Origin of the sequence: Streptomyces sp. 2323.1, assembly GCF_900221035.1 — a bacterium.
Classification (GTDB): domain Bacteria; phylum Actinomycetota; class Actinomycetes; order Streptomycetales; family Streptomycetaceae; genus Streptomyces; species Streptomyces sioyaensis.
In genome coordinates this window covers 3,154,832-3,175,461 of record NZ_LT907981.1, presented here as the reverse complement: position 1 = coordinate 3,175,461, position 20,630 = coordinate 3,154,832, and the positions used below count along the sequence as shown (strand labels likewise).

Here is a 20,630-nt window from a genome sequence, read left to right as displayed (position 1 = left end):
GACGCGCGTGACGCCGAGGCTTGTGCCCGGTTGTCCCCGTCCGTATGGGAAGGTCCCCTCCTTGTCCGCTGTGCTCGCCCTGCCTGCTGCCGTGCGCCTGCCGCGCACGGTGGCCGTGCGGCGTGCGCTGCTGGCCGGGCTCTTCCTGGTGGGCTTTGCCGCCCTCGGCTTCGCCTTCGGCCCCGGCGCCCATGCCGCCGACCGGACAGCGGACCTGCCCGGGGTCACGGCCCCGGCCAAGGCCCCGGCCGAGGCGTCCACTCCGGACCGGGCCGCCACCCGGGACGGGGCGGCGGACCAGGCGGGCCGGGCGGATCAACTCTCCGGCTCCGGAGCCGCGTTGGCGCCGCAGGGCAAGGGTTCCGAAGCCAAGCTGGCCGAGCGCGCCCACGACGCGTCCGACGCGGTGAGCGACGCCGTACGGCCCGCCGCCGACAAGGCCGCATCGGCCACCGGCAGGGTCACCCAGCCGGTGAGCCGCGTCGTGCGGGAGCTCGGGGACTCGGCCGGTGCCGCGCTGCCCGTACACCTCCCGTCCGGTGAGCACGCCGGTCGCCCCGGAGACGGCGGTGCGCAGCAGCACGGCCGTACGCCGGGCGGTGACCGGCCGGCAGATTCGTGCACGGCCGGCGCAACGGCCCACGCGGGCGCGGCCCGGTCGGGGCTCATCGACGGCCTGCGCACGCCGGCCGCCGAGCACCCCTCGGCCACCGTCCACGAGCAGCGGGACCCGGGCCACCACGGCCTTCCGGGGAACTTCCCGCAGGGCCCGGTGGCGCCGGCCTCGCACAACGCGGGTGACGGCCACGGCCCCCGTGGCGGGGACCAGCACGCCGCCGATCCGGCGAACTCCCTGCGCTTCCGGCTGATTCCCGGTGGCGTCCGCACGGCCGATGGCGCTCCGACGCGTCGGCGTGCCGAAGAAATCCTCGAATTCCCGGGCTAGGGCAGACCGCTCCGCGTCTGTAACTGGACCTGCCGCGCGGGGGCGGGACAGGTCTGCCCTTTCACCCCTTTTGAATTCGAAGGACTTCACCTCCATGCGCTCCAACATCCGCCGTTCCATCGTCGTTGCCGCTGCCGCCACCGGACTGTGGGCCCTGGGCTCCGTCGCTGCCAACGCCGCCGAGCTGCCCACCGCCGGTGACCTGCCGTCCGCCGGCACGGTGACCGACACCGCCAAGCAGCTGCCCACCGGCGACGTGACCGGCACCGCGACGAAGACCACCCAGAAGGTCACCGACACCGTCGAGCAGACGGCGGGCAAGGCCACCGGTGTCCTCGGCGGCGGTGTGCCGACCCAGAACCTGCCCTCGACGGACGGCGTGCAGAAGCTGACCCACGGCCTCGGCCTGCCGGACACCGGTGCGGTCCGCAAGACCGCCGACGTGAAGAAGGCGAAGAAGGCCGTCAAGGCCGTCAAGAAGACCGCGAAGGCCGCCGACCTGGGCAAGGCCGGCCGACTCACCAACGGCACGCTGCCCGCCGTCCCGGCGCTGCCCGCCACGGGCATCCCCTCCGCCCAGCTCCCCGGCGGCCTGCCCAAGGGCCTGCCCGCCACTCCGGCGCTGCCCAAGGCCCCCGCGCTGCCCAAGGCGCCCGGTTCGGTCGACAACCTGCTGGCCGGTCTCGCCGGTGCGGGTGTCCGCCCCGAGCAGCTGACGAACCAGGCCAAGAACGGTCTGGCCACCGCCCGTCCGGTCGTCGACAACGCGGCCTCCGACGTGCTGCCGCCCGTCGCCCGCCGGGCCGTGGTCAAGGTCGTCCCGGTCGCCCAGGGCGCGGTCGGCAACGCCGGTCAGCTCGCCGGTGACGCGGCCGGCCAGGCGACCCCGTTCGTGATCACGGTCGCCGGCCACGCGCAGCTGTTCGTGCAGGGTGCCGCCGGCGAGGTGGTGCCGGCCGCCAAGGGCGTCGCGGCCCACGCCGCCCCGTTCGCGCAGGGTGTGGCCGGTGACGCCACTCCGTTCGCGAAGGGCCTGACCACCGTTGTCGCCACCGACGCCCAGGGCACCGCCGGCCAGGCCGTCGCCGGCGCGAAGGGCCTGACGCCGGTGAAGTCCGTGCCGTCGGTTCCGTCCGTGCCTTCGGTCCCGGCCGTTCCGTCCGTGCCCTCGGTGCCGTCCGTGCCGGCCGTGCCCGCGGTTCCGGGCAACGTGACCGACGCGGTGGCCGTCCCGGCCGTCCCGTCCGTGCCCGCCGTCCCCGCCGTTCCGGGCAACCTGACCGACGCGGTCGCCGTCCCGTCCGTGCCCGCCGTGCCCGGCAACGTGGCCGACGCCGTTCCGGCCGGCCTGGCCAACGCCGTCGCCGTCCCGGCCGTGCCGGCCGAGCTGTCCGACCTCACCAACGCCGCCAACATCCCGGCGCTGCCCGCCCTCCCGGTCCAGGGCATCTGAGACTCGCGGGACCAGTAGCACCGGTTCATCGGCTGCGGCGGCAGCCGATGCCGGAACACCCGTGAACAGCCGGGCGGACCTCTGTGGGGGAGGACCGCCCGGCTTTGGTGTTTCCCCGGCCCTGGCAACAGGCCACCGACGCAACGGAGTTGAGCCCCGGCCCCCGGCCCCCGGCCCCCGGTCCGGCTCCTACTCCCTGCCCCGCCCCGGACCTGGCCCCCGCTCCCGCACGGCCTCCCTCACCACGCCGCCCGCCCCCCCGGCTGCCCCCATCACCCAGCCCCCCGCCTCCCGCATGGCCACTCACCAGCGCACATCCCCCACGAAGCCACAGCCCAGTCGCGTAACAGCACGGCGCATAAGAGCCCCGCCGATCAGCCCCCCTTCGCCGCCGACATGCGGAAATCCCGAGGAGGCGTAACTTGGCCAAAAGATCTGTGATGGTAATCACCGCTGGAGTGTGATCTGTGATTTAGGGGCTCACGGCCCGCGGCGATAACCTGCGGGACGGACATGCCGCGTATCCGGTCACCGTGTACGCCTCCCCTGTGACAGCGCCGTCACGTTGCCCTTCGCGGCACGCCCATCGCAGACAACGATCCGCGATCACTACGGCGATTCTGAAAAGACAAGGGACGGACGCGCGTGGACCTGTTCGAGTACCAGGCGAGGGACCTCTTCGCCAAGCACGGTGTACCGGTGCTGGCCGGTGAAGTCATCGACACGCCTGAGGCAGCCCGCGAGGCGACCGAGCGGCTGGGCGGCAAGTCTGTCGTCAAGGCGCAGGTGAAGGTCGGTGGCCGTGGCAAGGCCGGCGGCGTCAAGCTTGCCGCGACCCCGGACGAGGCCGTCGCCCGCGCGACGGACATCCTCGGCATGGACATCAAGGGCCACACGGTCCACAAGGTGATGATCGCCGAGACCGCTCCGGAGATCGCCGAGGAGTACTACGTCTCGTACCTCCTCGACCGCACCAACCGCACCTTCCTGGCCATGGCCTCCGTCGCCGGCGGCATGGACATCGAAGAGGTCGCGGAGAAGACCCCCGAGAAGCTCGCCAAGATCCCGGTGGACGCCAACGAGGGCGTCTCCAAGGAGAAGGCCCAGGAGATCGTCGCCGCGGCGAAGTTCCCGGCCGAGGTTGCCGACCAGGTCGCCGACGTTCTGGTCACCCTGTGGAAGACCTTCATCGCCGAGGACGCGCTCCTCGTCGAGGTCAACCCGCTCGCCAAGGTCGCCAACGGCGATGTCCTCGCCCTCGACGGCAAGGTCTCCCTCGACGAGAACGCCGAGTTCCGTCAGCCGGACCACGAGGCGCTGGAGGACAAGGACGCAGCCAACCCGCTCGAGGCTGCGGCCAAGGCCAAGGGCCTGAACTACGTCAAGCTCGACGGCCAGGTCGGCATCATCGGCAACGGCGCGGGCCTCGTCATGAGCACCCTGGACGTCGTCGCCTACGCCGGCGAGAAGCACAACAACGTCAAGCCCGCCAACTTCCTCGACATCGGTGGCGGCGCCTCCGCCGAGGTCATGGCGAACGGCCTGGAGATCATCCTCGGCGACCCGGACGTCAAGTCCGTCTTCGTCAACGTCTTCGGCGGCATCACCGCCTGTGACGAGGTCGCCAACGGCATCGTGCAGGCGCTGGAGCTGCTCAAGTCCAAGGGTGAGGACGTCAACAAGCCCCTGGTTGTGCGCCTCGACGGCAACAACGCCGAGCTGGGTCGCCAGATCCTGTCGGAGGCCAACCACCCGCTGGTGCAGCGCGTGGACACCATGGACGGCGCGGCCGACAAGGCCGCCGAGCTGGCTGCTAAGTAAAGGACGAGGACACAACAACCATGGCTATCTTTCTGACCAAGGAAAGCAAGGTCATCGTCCAGGGCATGACCGGTGCCACTGGCATGAAGCACACCAAGCTGATGCTCGGTGACGGCACCAACATCGTCGGCGGTGTGAACCCCCGCAAGGCCGGCACCAGCGTCGACTTCGACGGCACCGACGTGCCCGTCTTCGGCTCGGTCGCCGAGGCGATGGAGAAGACCGGCGCCGACGTGTCCGTGCTCTTCGTGCCGCCGGCCTTCGCCAAGGCCGCCGTCGTCGAGGCGATCGACGCCGAGATCCCGCTGGCCGTCGTGATCACCGAGGGCATCGCGGTGCACGACTCCGCCGCCTTCTGGGCGTACGCGAAGTCCAAGGGCAACAAGACCCGGATCATCGGCCCGAACTGCCCCGGCCTGATCACCCCCGGCCAGTCCAACGCCGGCATCATCCCGGGCGACATCACCAAGCCCGGCCGCATCGGTCTGGTGTCCAAGTCGGGCACGCTGACCTACCAGATGATGTACGAGCTCCGTGACATCGGCTTCTCCTCGGCCGTCGGCATCGGTGGCGACCCGGTCATCGGCACCACGCACATCGACGCCCTCGCGGCGTTCGAGGCGGACCCCGACACCGACCTGATCGTGATGATCGGCGAGATCGGCGGCGACGCCGAGGAGCGTGCGGCCGACTTCATCAAGGCCAACGTCTCCAAGCCGGTCGTCGGCTACGTCGCGGGCTTCACCGCGCCCGAGGGCAAGACCATGGGCCACGCCGGCGCCATCGTCTCCGGCTCCTCCGGCACCGCCCAGGCGAAGAAGGAGGCCCTGGAGGCCGCCGGCGTCAAGGTCGGCAAGACCCCGTCCGAGACCGCGCGGCTCGCCCGCGAGATCCTCGGCGGCTGATTGCGCCACGGATGGACGTCCTCGCGGCGTCCGTCATCGACACCGCCGGACCCTCGCTCCGGTGACCCCGCACCGTCGCGGCGGAAGCTCCTTCCGCCGTGCCGGGGCCGGTCACCGGGGGAGGGTCCGGCGGTGCGTTGGGCCGGAACGGACGGATCAGCACGGCCGCCCGGCGCCCCCGCTCGGGCCCCTGCCGCTAACGGCTCTCGGGCCTCAGCCGGGCCTGCCGGAGCCGCTTCCGTACGGCCTCGTTCCCGTGCCGGTGTGCACCCCTTGCCTTGTGTGCACTCCCTGCCCTGTGTGCACCCCTGGCCTTGTGTGCGCTCTCGTCACGGTGCCGGTGCCGTTCCGGTGCCACCGGGGCCTGCGGCACCCGCGACATCGACTGCCCCGGCGGTGTGTGGTGATCCGGCGTGACGATCACCGTCAACAGCGTGACCAGCGCGAACAGCCCGATCAGCCCGAAGACGGCCCGCGTGGTCCGCTCGGCGCTGCGCTCGCTGCCGGACCGTACGAACTCCGCCGAGGGCGGCGGCATCTGCTCCGCGGCCGCCAGCCTGGCGAGCCGGGCCCGCAGGATCTCGCCCTGCCGTGCCGGCGGGCGCCCGCCGAGCCCCAACTCCGGCAGCCGCTCGGCGATCTGCTCGCGCGCATGGGCCAGCCGCCCGGCCGCGGCCGGGGTGCTCGCCTCGATCTCCGCCGCGGTCTCGCCCAGCCCGAGCCCCACCCCGTCGTGCAGCACCAGCGTCCGCCGGTACGGCGCCGGCAGGCTCAGCAGCGTCACCAGCAGCGCCTGGTCCGACGGCTCGGCCGGCGCGGCGAGCCGGTCCGGCATACGGGCGGTGCGCAGCCCGGGGCACAGCCGGTGCCACGGCGCCAGCGCGTACTCATAGGTGGCCGCCCGCACCCACCCGGCCGGGTCCGGATCCACCGCGACCTGCGGCCAGCGTTGCCAGGCCAGCCGGAACCCGCGCTCCACCGCCCGCTGCGCCAGCCGTGGCCGGCCGGTGAGCAGAAACGCCTGCTGGGTCAGCGCGGCTGCGTGCCGGGTGTGGAGTGCGTCGAAGGCGGTGGCGGCCTGCTCGCGCTGGGTCATACACGGCTGGGTCATACACAGCAGTGTGGAAAACCCGCAGAAGCATATGTACCGCGACACGTCGGGCATTTCGTCAGTCCATGGAGGAAACGCCACTTGTTGGCAGCATGGCGGCGTGAGCCAGTTCACCGATCGTGGCCCCGCGTTGTCCTCGCACGGCCGCACCGCCGCCGAGCGCTCGTCGGCGATCGGCGCGGCCTTCCTCGGCGGTGTGACGGCCGCCGGCCTCGGGCTCGGCGCGCTGACGGTCGCCGTGCTGCTGCTCTGGGTCGCTTCCCCCTCGCCCGACAGCGGCCCGTCCCGGGCCCTGCATCTCGCCGCCGACCTGTGGCTGCTGGCGCACGGCGGTGATCTGGTGCGCACCGGGACCCACTCCGGCGTCCCGGCCCCGGTCGCGGTGACCCCGCTGCTGCTCGTGGTCCTTCCGGTCTGGCTGCTGCACCGGGCCGCCCGCCATGCCCTGGCGACCGCGGCCGACAGCCGTCCGGCCCCCGGCGACGGTCCCGGCGCCGTCTCCGTGGTCGCGCCGCGCACCCTGCTCGGGGCGCTGCTCACCGGCTATCTGTGCATCGCGGCCGGCGCGCTGCTCTACGCCTGCGCCGGCGGGCTGAGCGCCGAGCCCCTCAGCGTGCTGGTGTACGTCCCGGCCACCGCGGTCGCCACGCTCGCCGCCACGGCCTGGCGCCTGCTGCGCCACCCCGGCGCCGATCTGCTGCCCGACCGGGCGCTGCGCGCCTGCGCCCGGGTCCCGGACGGCCTGCGCACCTTCTTCAGCGGCGCGCGGTGTGCCGCCGCCGGCCGGGCCGCCGGCTACGCCCTCGCCGCCCTGCTCGGCTCCGGCGCCCTGCTCACCCTCCTCGGCCTCGGCCTGCACGCCGGCCGGGTGGGCCACGACCTCCTCCAGCTGGCGCCCGACTGGGCCAGCCGTGCCACGGTGCTGCTGCTGTGCCTGGTGCTGCTCCCCAACGCGGCCGTGTGGGGCACCGCGTACGGCCTGGGGCCCGGCTTCACGGTCGGCGCGGGCAGCACGGTCGGCCCGCTGGGCACCTCGGCCCATCCCGTGCTGCCACAGCTGCCGCTGCTCGGCGGGGTGCCGGACGCCGGCCCGGGAGGCCCGCTGACCTGGGCGGTGGCCGTCCTGCCGCTGGTCGCGGGGGCGCTGCTCGCCCGCTCGGTGGCCCGTACCGCGGAGCCGTCCGGCGCCCCGGGCGGGCCCTGGTCATGGTGGGTGACGGCCTGTGTGGCGGCCCTGGGCGCCGGCTTCTGCGGCGTCGCCATGGCCCTGCTCGCCGGCCTCTCCGGTGGCGCACTGGGCACCGGCGCCCTCGCCGCCTTCGGCCCGAGCTGGTGGCGTACGGGCCTGGCGGCGGCGGGCTGGACCGCCCTCACCGGCATCCCCGGCGCGGTCGTGCTACGGGCCTGGCGGCGGCATAGGGGACGGCGGGCGGACCCGGAGGGCCGGGGCGAGCCTGCGGCTGCGGAGAACCAGGAGAGCGCGGAGGGCGCGGAGAGTGCGAATGGCGGACGGACGGGCGCGAAGGGCTTGACGGCCGCCAAGGCCGCCAAGGCCGCGACGGCCGCAAAGGTCGCCAGGGCCCTGCAAGGCGCCAAGGGCGCGTGGAACGGGAGCGGGAGAGACGACGCGGGCGAGGAGGAGGGCGAAGGGAAGCGGGACGCCGCGGCCGGAACCGCCCCCGTCACCGCCCCCGAATCCGTCGCCTGACCCCGCCCGCCCAACTGGGCACCAACGGGACGCGCCCCGCCCCTACTCCCGATTGCTCAGCAACGGCCGCAGCTCCTTCGGCAGCAGCTTCTCGCAAGACTTGCCGGAGGACTGGGTCAGGGCGTCGTTCACGCAGGTGAAGTAGTCGCGGTAGACGATCTGCACGGTGAAGGTCGCGGCCACCATCATCAGCGCCAGCGACGCAGTCACCAGGCCCGCGATCGCCGCCGTGACCTGCGGGCGGGTGCTGCCCTGGGAGGACGTCGCGCCCGGCTGCCCGCCCGGGGCCGGCTCGGTGGCGGGGGCGGGGCGGCCCTCCATGGCGGCGGTGGTCGCCGCGGCGGTGGCCTTCGAGGAGTCCGGCTTGGCGCGCAGGGCGCTGACGCCCCAGTAGAGCGCCAGCGCAGCCAGCAGCAGCGCGACCTCCGGCAGGCTGAAGAGCACGCAGAAGAACGCCCACATACCGGCGAGCAGCGCATAGCGCGCCCGGCGCTGGGCCGGGTCGGTGGGGTCCCAGCGCAGCCCGCCGCCGGAGCCACCGGGGCCGCCGCTCTGCGGGCCGCCGCGGCCGCCCGGCCGGGTGCCGAAGCCGCCGTTCTGCCGGCCCGGCTGCCGCGGGCTCCACTGGTTGCCCCAGCTCGGCGCCGCATCGTCCTTCGACGGCGCCCCGTCCTCGTCCTGCCCGTCCTGTCCGTCCTGACCGTCCGGGCCGGCGGGGTGGCGCGGGCGCCACTCCTGGTCGGGGGCGTCGGCCGGCGGCGGCGCGAAGGGGTTGTCGCGGTCGGAGCCCGCGGAGTCCGGCGTGCCAGGGTCCGGGGAAGCCGACGACGGCTTGCGCTCACGCGGCAGCAGCACCGTCCCGGGGGCGGTGGCGGGCAGCGAAAGCAGGAGGGCCGCGCGGCGGCGTCGGTCCGTCATCTGGTGTGCGTCTTCCCCTTGTCTCGTCCGTACGCGGGCCTTCGCGACCGGCGCCCGGTTACCACGAACTGCATGCAGTCTTACGCCTGACGCTACCTCCCGTGCCCGCCCCCGTCCCGTGGGGGCCGCGCGGTGTGCCGGTATCGTTGCTGACGGTCGGCGCCTTCGTAGGGTTCCCCGGATCTGCGGTACCCGCAGTCTTGTACGACCACACAAAGCACGCGAGATCGGAAAAGAGAGCCCCGCCGTGGCTTCCTCCCCAGCCCCCGCCCCGTCCGCCCGACCCGGCCGTCCGGCCCGCCTCGTCGTGCTCGTCTCGGGTTCCGGCACGAACCTGCAGGCGCTGCTGGACGCCATCGCCGAGCAAGGCCCCGAGGTCTACGGGGCCGAGATCGTGGCCGTCGGCGCCGACCGTGGCGAGATCAAGGGGCTGGAGCGTGCCGAGTCCGCGCAGCTGCCGACGTTCGTCTGCCGGGTCAAGGACTACGACAGCCGCACGGACTGGGACGCGGCCCTGACCGAGGCGACCGCCGCGTACGAGCCCGATCTGGTGGTCTCGGCCGGCTTCATGAAGATCCTGGGCAAGGAGTTCCTCGCCCGCTTCGGCGGCCGGATCGTCAACACCCACCCGGCGCTGCTGCCGAGTTTTCCCGGTGCCCATGGCGTACGCGATGCGCTCGCGTACGGCGCGAAGGTCACCGGATGCACCGTCCACTTCGTCGACGACGGGGTCGACACCGGCCCGATCATCGCCCAGGGCGTGGTCGAGGTCCGGGACGAGGACGAGGAATCCGCGCTGCATGAGCGCATCAAGGAAGTCGAGCGATCGCTGCTCGTCGAGGTCGTGGGGCAACTGGCCCGGCACGGCTACCGCATTGAGGGACGAAAGGTACGTATCTCGTGACCGCCACCGAAGGTACGCAGCGGCCCATCCGCCGCGCGCTGGTCAGCGTCTATGACAAGTCCGGGCTGGAGGACCTGGCCCAGGGGCTGCACGCGGCGGGCGTCCAGCTCGTCTCGACCGGATCGACGGCCGCGAAGATCGCCGCGGCCGGGGTGCCGGTCACCAAGGTCGAGGAGCTGACGGGCTTCCCCGAGTGCCTCGACGGCCGGGTCAAGACCCTCCACCCCAAGGTGCACGCCGGCATCCTGGCCGACCTGCGCCTGGAGGACCACCGCCGGCAGCTGACCGAGCTCGGCGTCGAGCCCTTCGACCTGGTGATCGTCAACCTCTACCCGTTCCGGGAGACCGTCGCCTCCGGTGCCACGCCCGACGAGTGCGTGGAGCAGATCGACATCGGCGGCCCCTCGATGGTCCGTGCCGCCGCCAAGAACCACCCGTCGGTCGCCGTCGTCGTCAACCCCGCGCGTTACGGAGAGGTCCTCACGGCCGTCGAGGCCGGCGGCTTCGGGCTCGCCGAGCGCCGGCGGCTGGCGGCGGAGGCCTTCCAGCACACGGCGGCGTACGACACCGCCGTCGCCTCCTGGTTCACCGACCTCTACGCCCCCGAGGACGACTACAACGGCCTCCCGGAGTTCGTCGGCACGACCCTGGAGCGCAAGGGCAGCCTGCGGTACGGCGAGAACCCGCACCAGGCCGCCGCCCTCTACACGGACGGTGAGCCGGGCGGCATCGCCAACGCCGAGCAGCTGCACGGCAAGGAGATGTCCTTCAACAACTACATCGACACCGAGGCTGCGCGCCGGGCCGCCTTCGACCACGACGAGCCCTGTGTCGCGATCATCAAGCACGCGAACCCCTGCGGCATCGCGGTCGGCGCGGACATCGCCGAGGCCCACCGCAAGGCGCACGCCTGCGACCCGCTCTCGGCGTACGGCGGCGTGATCGCCGTCAACCGCCCGGTGACGGTCGAGCTGGCCGAGCAGGTCGCGGAGATCTTCACCGAGGTCATCGCGGCCCCGGCGTACGAGCCCGGCGCGGTCGAGGTGCTCGCCAAGAAGAAGAACATCCGCGTCCTGAAGGTCGAGGGCCTGCCGACGCAGCCGGGCGACGTGAAGTTCCTCTCCGGTGGCGCGGTCATCCAGCACACCGATGTGTTCCAGGCGGCGGGCGACGACCCGGCCAACTGGACGCTGGCCACCGGCGAGGCGCTGCCCGCCGCCGAGCTCGCGGAGCTGGCCTTCGCCTGGCGGGCCTGTCGCGCCGTCAAGTCCAACGCGATCCTGCTCGCCAAGGACGGTGCCTCGGTCGGCGTCGGCATGGGCCAGGTCAACCGCGTCGACTCCGCGAAGCTCGCGGTCGAGCGGGCCGGCGAGGAGCGCGCGCGGGGCTCGTACGCCGCCTCGGACGCGTTCTTCCCGTTCCCGGACGGCCTGGAGATCCTCACGGCGGCCGGCATCAAGGCCGTGGTCCAGCCGGGCGGTTCGGTGCGTGACGAACTCGTCGTAGAGGCCGCCAAGAAGGCCGGCGTGACGATGTACTTCACCGGCACCCGGCACTTCTTCCACTGACAGCTGACAACGCCGAAGGGCCGCACCCCGACCGGGGTGCGGCCCTTCGCCGTGTGCGCGCAGCGGTCAGTAACGCGGCCGGACGAACCAGCGGTTGCTCTCGTCCTTCGCCATGAACGCGATGACCAGAATGCCGAGGACGGTGTGCACCAGCCCGAACGGAAAGGTCATCAGGCTCACGAGGGTGTTGGCGACTCCGAAGACGATGGCGCCGACCCGGACGCCCTTGCCGCCGTTGCCGAACTGCAGGGCCAGCGTGATCGCGACCACCGTGAAGATCACGATCAGCGCGATGACGAAGATCAGGAGGCCCTTGCCGACGTTCAGCGCGGAGGTGGTGTCCGCGCTGTCGTACGGCGAGGTGTTGTGTGCGGCCTTGCTGACGCTGCCCAGGCCGATCACGGCGATGATCAGGCCGATGACGTTCAGTCCGGCGAGCACGAACATGATCACCCGCGCGGCCTTGACCCCGCCGGGCATCACCACCGGGTACTGCGGCTGCATACCGGGCATCTGACCGCCCGGGTAGGGGCCGTACGGCGACGGCTGCTGCTGGGGATAGCCGTAACCGGGCTGCTGACCCGGCGGCGGACCGTAAGGGTTCTGAGGGGGATAACTCACAAGCGGTGTCCTTCAAGCGATGTGAACGGAGCCGCGAAGGCCCCGATCGCCCAGTGGCGAGGGGGCCTTCGCGGAGTGGTGCACCTCGGGCCGGGGCGTGGCCCGAACCGCTTACTGGGTCTTGACGACCACCGAGCCGACGGCCTTGTCGGCGAAGGTCTGGCCCTTGTCGTCCCACAGCGGCCACAGCCAGCCGATGTAGCAGGCGATGCTGTCGAGGAAGTGCGCCAGGCGGCGGACGAAGGCCATACCGAAGCCGAGCGGCTGACCGGTGTCCTCGCGGACCAGCCGGATGCTCATGGCCTTCTTGCCCACGGTCTGGCCGGTGTTGCCTTCCTTGACGAGCATGAAGATGCCGCCCGCCATGGCGGCCAGGGCGGCCAGGCCGATCAGGACGAAGGCGAAGGCCGGCGGGCCGGCCGAGGCCGCGTCCGCCCGGCACTGGTAGTCGTCGTAGGCGCAGCTGTCGTAGTCGCTCACGGAGGACGCCGCCATGATGGCCGCGATGCCGTACAGGATGCCGGGCACCAGACCCACGATCAGACCGTCGATGAGCAGCGCGCACAGCCGCGCACCCCAGCTCGCGTACCCCGTGGGCATCCCCATGCCCGGCATGCCCGGCTGGCCGTAGGGGGCCGCCTGCTGCGGGTAGCCGTACCCCTGCTGCGGCGGGACGGGCTGCTGCTGGGGGTAGCCGTACGGCTGCTGCGGGGCCTGCTGGGGGTAACCGTAGCCGGGCTGTCCCTGGGGCGGGACGGGCGGCTGCTGGCCGTACGGGGCCTGCGGCGGCTGCTGGCTGTACGGGTTGTTCGGGTCACCGAAACTCATCTGCGGTTTTCCTCCGTTGGGTCCATCTGTACGGCGTGGCGCGACGCGGAGGAAAAACAGGTTTCACTGGCGACCCCCCGACGATGCCTGCGGCACTGCGCGTCAATCCTTCTAGTTGCGCATTCACTCTGTCCAGTTGGGGTCGGTGGCCGTTGTGCAAGTGCAATGATCAATTCCGGCCACGGACGTCCCAGGGTGCCCTGATTGGAAGGCAGCCGCCCTCATCCGGGAGGATGGGGGCATGACTGCCCAGATTCTGGATGGCAAGGCCACCGCAGCCGCTATCAAGTCCGAGCTCACCGCCCGCGTCGAGGCCCTGAAGGCCAAGGGCGTGCAGCCCGGCCTGGGCACCCTCCTGGTCGGCGACGACCCGGGCAGCCGCTGGTACGTCAACGGCAAGCACCGCGACTGCGCCCAGGTCGGCATCGCCTCGATCCAGCGCGAGCTGCCGGCGACCGCCACCCAGGAGGAGATCGAGGCGGTCGTACGGGAGCTGAACGAGGACCCGGCCTGCACCGGCTACATCGTCCAACTCCCGCTCCCCAAGGGCATCGACGCGAACCGGGTCCTGGAGCTGATGGATCCGGCCAAGGACGCCGACGGGCTGCACCCGATGAGCCTGGGCCGCCTGGTCCTGGGCATCGAGGGCCCGCTGCCCTGTACCCCGTACGGCATCGTCCAGCTGCTGCGGCGGCACGAGGTCGAGATCAAGGGCGCGCATGTCGTGGTCGTCGGCCGCGGGATCACCATCGGCCGCCCGATGCCGCTGGTGCTGACCCGCAAGTCGGAGAACGCCACGGTCACCCAGTGTCACACCGGCACCCGTGATCTGTCGTCGCACCTCAAGCAGGCCGACATCATCGTCGCCGCGGCCGGTGTGCCGCACATCATCAAGCCCGAGGACGTCAAGCCCGGTGCGGCCGTCCTGGATGTCGGCGTCAGCCGCGACGAGGCGGGCAAGATCGTCGGCGATGTGCACCCGGGCGTGGCCGAGGTGGCCGGCTGGGTCGCCCCCAACCCGGGCGGTGTCGGGCCGATGACCCGCGCCCAGCTGCTGGTCAACGTCGTCGAGGCCGCCGAGCGCGCGGCCGGCTGACGGCGTCGGGCCGAGGACCTGAGACCCTGTCCTTGACAGACGGATCCGGACACCGGAAGGGATTGCCCGCCATGGCTGCCGAAGCGCATTCGGAGGGGGCCTCCGAGCCGCAGCGCTCACGCCGCTTTCCGACGCTGACCCGTGACACCGCCCGGCCCGAGGGCGGTGGGCGGGCCACCTCGGGCGGCTACCCCGCGCCCGCCCGGCAGTGGCCGCTGCTCAGCGTGATGAGCGGGGTCGCGGTCGGGCTGCTGCTCGTGGCGCTCGACGCGTTCCGTATCGGGGCGCTGGTGATCGGGCTCTCCCTGCTGGCCGGCGCGGTGCTGCGGTGGGCGCTGCCGTCGGTGGGGATGCTCGCCGTGCGCTCCCGCTTCACCGACATGCTGACGTACGGGGTGCTCGGCTTCGTGATCGTGATGCTGTCGCTGATGGTGCAGCCCAAGCCGTGGATCCACATCCCGTTCCTGGACGACATCGTCCATTTCACCGTGCGCTGACCTGCATGCGCCCCCGCGGGGCGCCGGCCCGCCCGGTACCGCGAGGACGACGGCCCGTCCCCTCCTGACGTGAGGGGGCGGGCCGCCGTCGTGTGGTGGCGCGAAGGGTGCGGTACGCATGTCCAGATAGCGTGCGGAAAGAGTAAAAGGGGGAAACGGAGGGGGTGTCCGCGCCATCATCGGCGGCACAGGGGGCCGCGGCCTCGGGGGAGAACGAACGCGTATGGGGTGGAACATGTCGCGTTGGAAAGGGCTGCCCGACTCGCTGGACCATCGGGTGGTGCGGCTCGTCGTGCAGTTACGCAGGCTGAAGGACCACAGCGGGCTGAGCCTGGCCTCGCTCGCCGCCGGCACCTCCTACAGCAAGTCTTCCTGGGAGCGTTATCTCAACGGCAAGAAACTGCCGCCGCGGGACGCCGTGCAGGAGCTGGCGCGGGTCTGCGGCGGCGATGCCACCCGCCTGCTGGCGCTGCACGAGGTCGCCCTCCAGGTATGGCAGGCGGAACGGGCGGAGCCGGACGTCCCGGCGGTGCCGCAGCCGGAGCCGGAGCCGCCGGTGGTCCCGGGGCCGGCAGCCCCTGAGCCGGCAGCGGGGGCGGTGCCCGCCGCAGCGGCTGCTCCCGAGGCGGCCGCTCCCGCGGCAGGCCGCCGGATACCCCTCGGGCCGCTGCTCCTGGGCGCGCTGGCGGTGCTCGTCGTGGCCGGTGTGACGCTGCTGACCACCCGGACCTGGCAGGACGGCCCGGCGGCCGGGCGCGGCGGGGACTCCTTGCCGGCCGGCGGGACCCCCACCGCCGCACCGGCGTTCACCCACCGGCTGGGGGAGACCTTCGAGTGCCGGGTCCGGCGCCGGGCGGGTGTGCTGTCCGCCGGGCGCAGCCGTACGGACACCGCGCTGCTGGGCAGCGGCGCCACCGGCTGGGACGTCGTCGAGGCGCAGTGTCTGCTGCACCACCAAGGGTGCGACCCGGGCGCGGTGGACGGCATCGTCGGCGGAAAGACCATCCGCGCCGTCAAACGGCTCCAGGCCCGGGCGGGGCTGCCCACGGACGGGATCATCGGTCCCGACACCTGGAAGGTGCTGCGCCGGTGAGCGGGCCCGGCAGCGAACTGCGCGAAGGCGTCGGGAGCTCCCCGCTGGCCGCGGGGCTGCGGGAGCTGCGGGGGCGGACGGGGCTGAGCCTGGCCGGGCTCGCCGCGCGCACGCCGTACAGCAAGTCCTCCTGGGAGCGCTATCTCAACGGGAAGAAGCTGCCGCCGCGGGACGCGGTCGAGGCGCTGTGCCGGCTGGCGGAGGAGCCGGCCGGACGGCTGCTGGCGCTGTGGGAGCTGGCGGATGCGGACTGGAGCGGACGCGGCCGGTCGGGCACGGGCCGGGGCCGGGGCGCGGCTGATACGGGTCGGAGGGGGTCTGCCGGGGGGACGGTAAGTGCCCCGGGCGCGGCGGTGATTGCCGAGACCGTGCCCCGGGCGGAGGCCGTACCTCGGGCGGAGGGCGGTGGGCCACAGGTCGTGCCGGGGAGGAAGCGGCCGCCGCGGCGGGGAGTCGCCGTGCTGGCCGGGGCCTGCGTAGGCGTACTGGCGGTCGTGATGGTGCTGGCCTTCCGGGAGGCGGAGGGAAGCCCGTTCGAGGGCGTCGCGCCCGGGGCGTCCGAGACGACCGGCTGCCGGGGCGCGGCGTGCGACGGCAAGGACCCGGAGTCGATGTACTGCGACCGACCGGAGCAGCTGGTGACGCCGGCGGAGCGAACAGCCGCCGGGGGAGAGCACCTTCAGATCCGCTACGGCACGGTGTGCGGCGCGGTCTGGGGCCGGCTCCGCAACGGCCGGGTCGGGGACCGGATCGAGGTGACGGCTCCGGGGGCGCGGCCGCGGTCGGTGCGGGTACGGGACCGGTTCGACGCCGAGGGCTATCTCGTCACGCCGATGGCGGCGGCCCACCGGCCCGACGGCACCCGGCTGTGCCTCTATCCGGCGGGCGGCGGCGCCGGCGAGTGCTTCACGGGGTAACTCCCGGGCCGGGCACTGCAATCGGGGTGCGCTGCTCCCGATAGCGCGTAGGGCCGGGCCCCTGCCCTTTTTTATTCGCCCCTGGCCGATTCTTGTCGAAATTCGTACGGAACTCGTAGGGTCTCGTCCGGAAATGCCACACTGCACGGGCACGAAGTGTGTTCGGGCGAGAGGTACATGTCCGGATACTTCCGTGTGCCCGGAAACGGAGGCGGCCGTCCTGACCAGGAGGCCGCCCCGGGGGCAGCAAGGAGGGCGGGCCGGGGGAGCCGCGCATGGGCACGTACGCGGGGGGATAGGGGGAGGCAATGCCTCGCTGGAAGGCGCTGCCGGAGGAGCTCGATCCGCAGGTGCGGGAGTTCACCGGGCAGCTGCGCAGGCTCATCGACCGCAACGGGCTCAGCGTGGCCGCCGTCGCGGACAGCACGGGCTTCAGCAAGACGTCCTGGGAGCGCTATCTCAACGGCCGGCTGCTGCCGCCGCTGCGCGCCGTGCTCGCGCTCGCCGAGCAGACCGGCGCGCACCCCTCGCACCTCACCACCCTCTGGGAGCTGGCCGAACGCGCCTGGAGCCGGGCGGAGATGCGCCAGGACGTGACCATGGAGGCGATCCGGGTGGCGCAGGCGCGCGCCGCGCTGGGGGAGTTGGACCCCGAGCCGGCCGGGGCCGAGCCGCCCGCGACCGGTGCCAGGTCCGAGAAGGCCGGGAAGTTCGGGAAAGCCGAAAAGGGCGGGACGCCCGGGGAGCCCGGGCCGGCGCCGCTGTCACAGCTGCCGTCGAGCGCGGACTTTCCCCAGTGGGGCTCGGCGGCCCCGGCCGCGGACGTGACGCCCGCCGAGGGGAAGACCGGCCGACGTGGCGGCCGTTACCGGACGCCGATGATCGTCGCCGGTGCGGCCGGCGCCGTGCTGGTGGCCGTCGCGGCCGTCCTGCTGCTGAACCCGGGCGCCGAGGCGACGAAGAAGGCGGCGGCGCCCAAGCCGCAGGCCGCCCCGCAGCCGAACGTGCAGCCGGCGCTGCCGGACGGGGTGCGCTGCACCGGCGACGACTGTGCCGGCAAGGACCCGGAGAAGATGGGGTGCGGCGGGCGGCATGCCGTCACCCCGTCCCGCGGAATGGCGGGCCGCATGCTGATCGAGGTTCGCTACAGCAGCGTCTGCCACACGGCCTGGGCCCGGCTCAGCCGTGCGGCACAGGGTGATCAAGCCACCATCAGCGCCGGCGGTCACCGCGCCACGGCGCGGGCCGAGCGGGCCGGTGACGCCTACACGATGATGGTCGCGGTGTCCGGGGACCCGGCGAAGGTCGCGGCCTGCGGGACGACGGTGGCGGGCGTGAAGGGCTGCTCACGGCCCCTTCCGGCGACGGCGGCCGGTGTCACGGCCCCCTCCGGCGCCCCCTCCGGCACGGCCGGGTAGCGCGTACGGTGACCGGCCCGGCGGACGCCCGCCGGGCCCGCTCCGGCCAGGTGTCACCGCCCCCGGAGGTTGTCCGAAATACGGGGGGCATGCCCTCCGGTATCCCGGGCAGACGACGGTTATCCCCCCACGGGTGTGGCACCACTGGGCGGCCGCCCGCACTCCCCCCTCCATGGCGCGGGCGGCCGCCGCCCCTTCGGGAATTCCCAGGCAGCGCACACCCCGCACAGCCGTCTGCGGACCGCCGTACGGACGCCGCGGGGCACCCGGTGAGGTGTTCCACACCGGCCCGGCGCCTTGGGCGGGCGGGGGTCCGATAGCCTGACGGCCGGGTCTCTCGATACCAAGAGACCTCGATAGCTGGGCAGGGACACCCACCGCCACCCATGGTGGTCCAGGGGCTTGCCCCCGGAAAACACCGCGCAGGAGATCGCCATGACCCGCACTCCCGTCAATGTGACCGTGACCGGCGCCGCCGGCCAGATCGGTTACGCACTCCTCTTCCGCATCGCTTCCGGTCATCTGCTCGGCGCGGACGTGCCGGTCAAGCTGCGCCTGCTGGAGATCCCGCAGGGTCTGAAGGCCGCCGAGGGCACCGCCATGGAGCTCGACGACTGCGCCTTCCCGCTGCTGCAGGGCATCGACATCTCGGACGACCCGAACGCCGCCTTCGACGGTGCGAACGTCGCCCTGCTCGTCGGCGCCCGCCCCCGTACCAAGGGCATGGAGCGCGGCGACCTCCTGGAGGCCAACGGCGGCATCTTCAAGCCGCAGGGCAAGGCCATCAACGACCACGCCGCGGACGACATCAAGGTCCTGGTCGTCGGCAACCCGGCCAACACCAACGCCCTGATCGCCCAGGCCGCCGCGCCGGACGTACCCGCCGAGCGCTTCACCGCGATGACGCGTCTGGACCACAACCGCGCGCTCTCGCAGCTCTCGAAGAAGACCGGTACCCCGGTCTCCGAGATCAAGAAGCTGACGATCTGGGGCAACCACTCCGCCACCCAGTACCCCGACATCTTCCACGCCACGGTCGCCGGCAAGAGCGCCGCCGAGACCGTCAACGACGAGAAGTGGCTGGCCGAGGACTTCATCCCGACCGTCGCCAAGCGCGGTGCGGCGATCATCGAGGCCCGTGGCGCGTCCTCGGCCGCCTCCGCCGCCAACGCCGCCATCGACCACGTCCACACCTGGGTCAACGGCACCGCCGCCGGCGACTGGACCTCGATGGGTATCCCCTCGGACGGCTCCTACGGCGTCCCAGAGGGCCTGATCTCCTCGTTCCCCGTCACCACCAAGGACGGCACGTACGAGATCGTCCAGGGCCTGGAGATCAACGACTTCTCCCGCGAGCGCATCAACGCCTCCGTCAAGGAGCTGGAGGAGGAGCGCGAGGCCGTCCGCGGTCTCGGCCTCCTCGGCTGACCCACCGCCGCGGCCGCCCCGCTCGGGCGGCGCCGCAGCACCGACGAGCCCGCACGGCCACAACGGCCGTGCGGGCTCGGTCATATGGGCCCGCTCATACGGGCCTGCTCATACGGGCACGGGCAGGCGAGCGCCCCGGCTGTCGGCGACGCGCAGCACATCCGAGAAGGACTGCGTGGTCGCCCGCAGCGCCAGCCGCACCGCATGCTCCCCGGCCTTGCCGTCGTTCAGTACGGCCACCGCGCCCTTGAGGACCTCGGCACCGTCACACAGCTGCTCCGCCTCGATCTCATCGGCCAGCCGGGACAGCACACCCCCGGCGTCGTCCGCGGACAAGTAGCACGGCTTCCCGCCCTCGCCCTCCCACGGCAGCAGGCGCAGCCCCGGCACGGGGGCGGGGACGGCATCCCGGTCATAACTCATGCTCATTGACTCCCAGCAGTTGGTTGCGCAAGAAGGCGGCACAGTCGGCCGAACGACCCATTACGTTGGGTATGTTCAGCGTTGCGCCCCGTAGTGCCGGACCGCAACGTCGGACCCGTGACACTCACCATCTGGCACCAAGGAGGATGCGGTGAGCCGACGACGAAGCAGCACCACGAAGGGGCCGGCAGCCACCAATGCGGCCGTGTTCGGGGAGGTGCTGCGGCACTTCCGGGAGGCGGCGGGGTTCACGCAGGAAAGACTGTCGAAGGAGATCCCGTGCGACCGCTCGCAGGTGGCCCGCGTCGAGGCGGGCACGCGCGTCCCGCAGGAGACGTTCGCCAAGCAGTGCGATGACATCCTGGGTACGGGCGGAGTGCTGCTGCGGTTATGGGGGCGGATCGACTGGTATCCCGAGGTGCAGCATCCGGACTGGTTCGAGCGGCGGGCTGAGATGGATGCGGTGGCGGTGGCTCTTCGGGAGTATCAAGCGCAGGTAATGCCCGGGCTGTTGCAGTCGGAGGAGTACGCGTGGGGGCTGTTCTCCGACCTCGCGAGCGGCGAGAGGGTCGAAGAACGCGTCAGGGCTCGGCTCAGTCGACAGCGGCGCTTCGTCTGTGACGGCGGTCCGCTGTATGTCGCAGTCCTGGACGAGAGCTGCCTACGCAACGTGGTGGGGAGTGCGGCTGTCATGCGCGGCCAGTGCGCACATCTGCTGGCCATGGGTCGACGCCCCAACATCCGTATCCAGGTCGCCCCGGCCCATCGTCCTGGACTCATCCGGCCCAAAACCTCAATGACGCTGATCACCCTGCCGAAGGGGGAGCAGTGGGTCTACTCGGAGTCGCTGGACCGTGGGCATTTCAACGACGATCCGGCCGTCTTCGCCCGCCATAGCGAGACCTATGATGTGCTCAGGGCGGATGCTCTGTCAGCCCCCGAATCCGCCGCTCTGATCGGCGACTTCATGGAAGG

General features: G+C 72.5%; 18 protein-coding genes and 1 pseudogene. 14 read left to right on the top strand and 5 right to left on the bottom strand.

Translation table 11 applies throughout. From position 1 onward, the window contains the following. Window positions 1-61 precede the first annotated feature (61 nt). The 4 genes from CPH93_RS35740 (at window position 62) to sucD (ending at window position 5,125) form a co-directional block, all read left to right on the top strand. The gene (locus CPH93_RS35740) at window positions 62-946 is read left to right on the top strand and encodes a hypothetical protein (RefSeq protein WP_159394991.1); all 885 of its coding nucleotides are present in this window, start codon (window positions 62-64) and stop codon (window positions 944-946) included. 94 nt (window positions 947-1,040) lie between these two features. Next, on the top strand, window positions 1,041-2,399 hold the full coding sequence (locus CPH93_RS13135; protein ID WP_096212949.1) for a hypothetical protein: 1,359 nt from the start codon (window positions 1,041-1,043) through the stop codon (window positions 2,397-2,399). 645 nt (window positions 2,400-3,044) lie between these two features. Further along, window positions 3,045-4,220: an ADP-forming succinate--CoA ligase subunit beta gene (sucC, locus tag CPH93_RS13130; protein ID WP_093484740.1), complete on the top strand. Its 1,176-nt coding sequence runs from the start codon at window positions 3,045-3,047 to the stop codon at window positions 4,218-4,220. 20 nt (window positions 4,221-4,240) lie between these two features. Next, on the top strand, window positions 4,241-5,125 hold the full coding sequence (gene sucD / locus CPH93_RS13125; protein ID WP_006603733.1) for a succinate--CoA ligase subunit alpha: 885 nt from the start codon (window positions 4,241-4,243) through the stop codon (window positions 5,123-5,125). 196 nt (window positions 5,126-5,321) lie between these two features. On the opposite strand, the gene CPH93_RS13120 is transcribed toward sucD, so the two are convergent. After that, complete coding sequence (locus CPH93_RS13120) at window positions 5,322-6,236, bottom strand: hypothetical protein (RefSeq protein ID WP_143053690.1); 915 nt, start codon at window positions 6,234-6,236, stop codon at window positions 5,322-5,324. A gap of 100 nt (window positions 6,237-6,336) precedes the next feature. Here CPH93_RS13120 and CPH93_RS13115 point away from each other — a divergent pair, with 100 nt between their 5' ends. Continuing rightward, window positions 6,337-7,944 (top strand): cell division protein PerM, encoded by a 1,608-nt coding sequence (locus tag CPH93_RS13115; RefSeq protein ID WP_096212948.1) that lies wholly within the window; start codon window positions 6,337-6,339, stop codon window positions 7,942-7,944. Window positions 7,945-7,986: 42 nt separating this feature from the next. On the opposite strand, the gene CPH93_RS13110 is transcribed toward CPH93_RS13115, so the two are convergent. Then, the gene (locus CPH93_RS13110; RefSeq protein ID WP_173909804.1) at window positions 7,987-8,862 is read right to left on the bottom strand and encodes a hypothetical protein; all 876 of its coding nucleotides are present in this window, start codon (window positions 8,860-8,862) and stop codon (window positions 7,987-7,989) included. Window positions 8,863-9,109: 247 nt separating this feature from the next. Here CPH93_RS13110 and purN point away from each other — a divergent pair, with 247 nt between their 5' ends. After that, window positions 9,110-9,766, top strand: a complete 657-nt coding sequence (gene purN, locus CPH93_RS13105; protein WP_093484743.1) for a phosphoribosylglycinamide formyltransferase — start codon at window positions 9,110-9,112, stop codon at window positions 9,764-9,766. Beyond that, entirely contained in the window at window positions 9,763-11,334 is a 1,572-nt protein-coding gene (purH, locus tag CPH93_RS13100) for a bifunctional phosphoribosylaminoimidazolecarboxamide formyltransferase/IMP cyclohydrolase (protein ID WP_093484744.1), read from the top strand. Before purN ends, purH begins: the two co-directional genes overlap by 4 nt. Before the next feature lie 66 nt (window positions 11,335-11,400). On the opposite strand, the gene CPH93_RS13095 is transcribed toward purH, so the two are convergent. Together CPH93_RS13095 and CPH93_RS13090 are read right to left on the bottom strand one after the other, a co-directional pair. After that, entirely contained in the window at window positions 11,401-11,955 is a 555-nt protein-coding gene (locus CPH93_RS13095) for a hypothetical protein (RefSeq protein ID WP_093484745.1), read from the bottom strand. 111 nt (window positions 11,956-12,066) lie between these two features. Then, the gene (locus CPH93_RS13090) at window positions 12,067-12,783 is read right to left on the bottom strand and encodes an RDD family protein (RefSeq protein ID WP_093484746.1); all 717 of its coding nucleotides are present in this window, start codon (window positions 12,781-12,783) and stop codon (window positions 12,067-12,069) included. Between the two features lie 241 nt (window positions 12,784-13,024). Here CPH93_RS13090 and CPH93_RS13085 point away from each other — a divergent pair, with 241 nt between their 5' ends. The 6 genes from CPH93_RS13085 (at window position 13,025) to CPH93_RS13060 (ending at window position 19,232) form a co-directional block, all read left to right on the top strand. Beyond that, complete coding sequence (locus CPH93_RS13085) at window positions 13,025-13,879, top strand: bifunctional methylenetetrahydrofolate dehydrogenase/methenyltetrahydrofolate cyclohydrolase (protein ID WP_096212947.1); 855 nt, start codon at window positions 13,025-13,027, stop codon at window positions 13,877-13,879. A 71-nt stretch (window positions 13,880-13,950) separates the two neighbouring features. Then, on the top strand, window positions 13,951-14,376 hold the full coding sequence (locus CPH93_RS13080; protein WP_093484748.1) for a DUF3017 domain-containing protein: 426 nt from the start codon (window positions 13,951-13,953) through the stop codon (window positions 14,374-14,376). 235 nt (window positions 14,377-14,611) lie between these two features. Beyond that, entirely contained in the window at window positions 14,612-15,469 is an 858-nt protein-coding gene (locus CPH93_RS13075; RefSeq protein WP_096215420.1) for a peptidoglycan-binding protein, read from the top strand. Further along, window positions 15,466-16,386, top strand: a complete 921-nt coding sequence (locus CPH93_RS13070; RefSeq protein WP_231977307.1) for a helix-turn-helix domain-containing protein — start codon at window positions 15,466-15,468, stop codon at window positions 16,384-16,386. The genes CPH93_RS13075 and CPH93_RS13070 overlap by 4 nt, the downstream gene beginning before the upstream one ends. Before the next feature lie 308 nt (window positions 16,387-16,694). Then, entirely contained in the window at window positions 16,695-17,804 is a 1,110-nt protein-coding gene (locus CPH93_RS13065) for a helix-turn-helix domain-containing protein (RefSeq protein ID WP_096212946.1), read from the top strand. A gap of 435 nt (window positions 17,805-18,239) precedes the next feature. Continuing rightward, on the top strand, window positions 18,240-19,232 hold the full coding sequence (locus CPH93_RS13060) for a malate dehydrogenase (RefSeq protein ID WP_096212945.1): 993 nt from the start codon (window positions 18,240-18,242) through the stop codon (window positions 19,230-19,232). A 108-nt stretch (window positions 19,233-19,340) separates the two neighbouring features. On the opposite strand, the gene CPH93_RS13055 is transcribed toward CPH93_RS13060, so the two are convergent. Further along, entirely contained in the window at window positions 19,341-19,655 is a 315-nt protein-coding gene (locus tag CPH93_RS13055) for a hypothetical protein (protein WP_096212944.1), read from the bottom strand. A gap of 151 nt (window positions 19,656-19,806) precedes the next feature. On the opposite strand from CPH93_RS13055, the pseudogene CPH93_RS13050 reads away from it, so the two are divergent. Further along, window positions 19,807-20,553: pseudogene (locus tag CPH93_RS13050) on the top strand (helix-turn-helix domain-containing protein); the annotation flags it as partial. Between the last annotated feature and the right edge of the window lie 77 nt (window positions 20,554-20,630).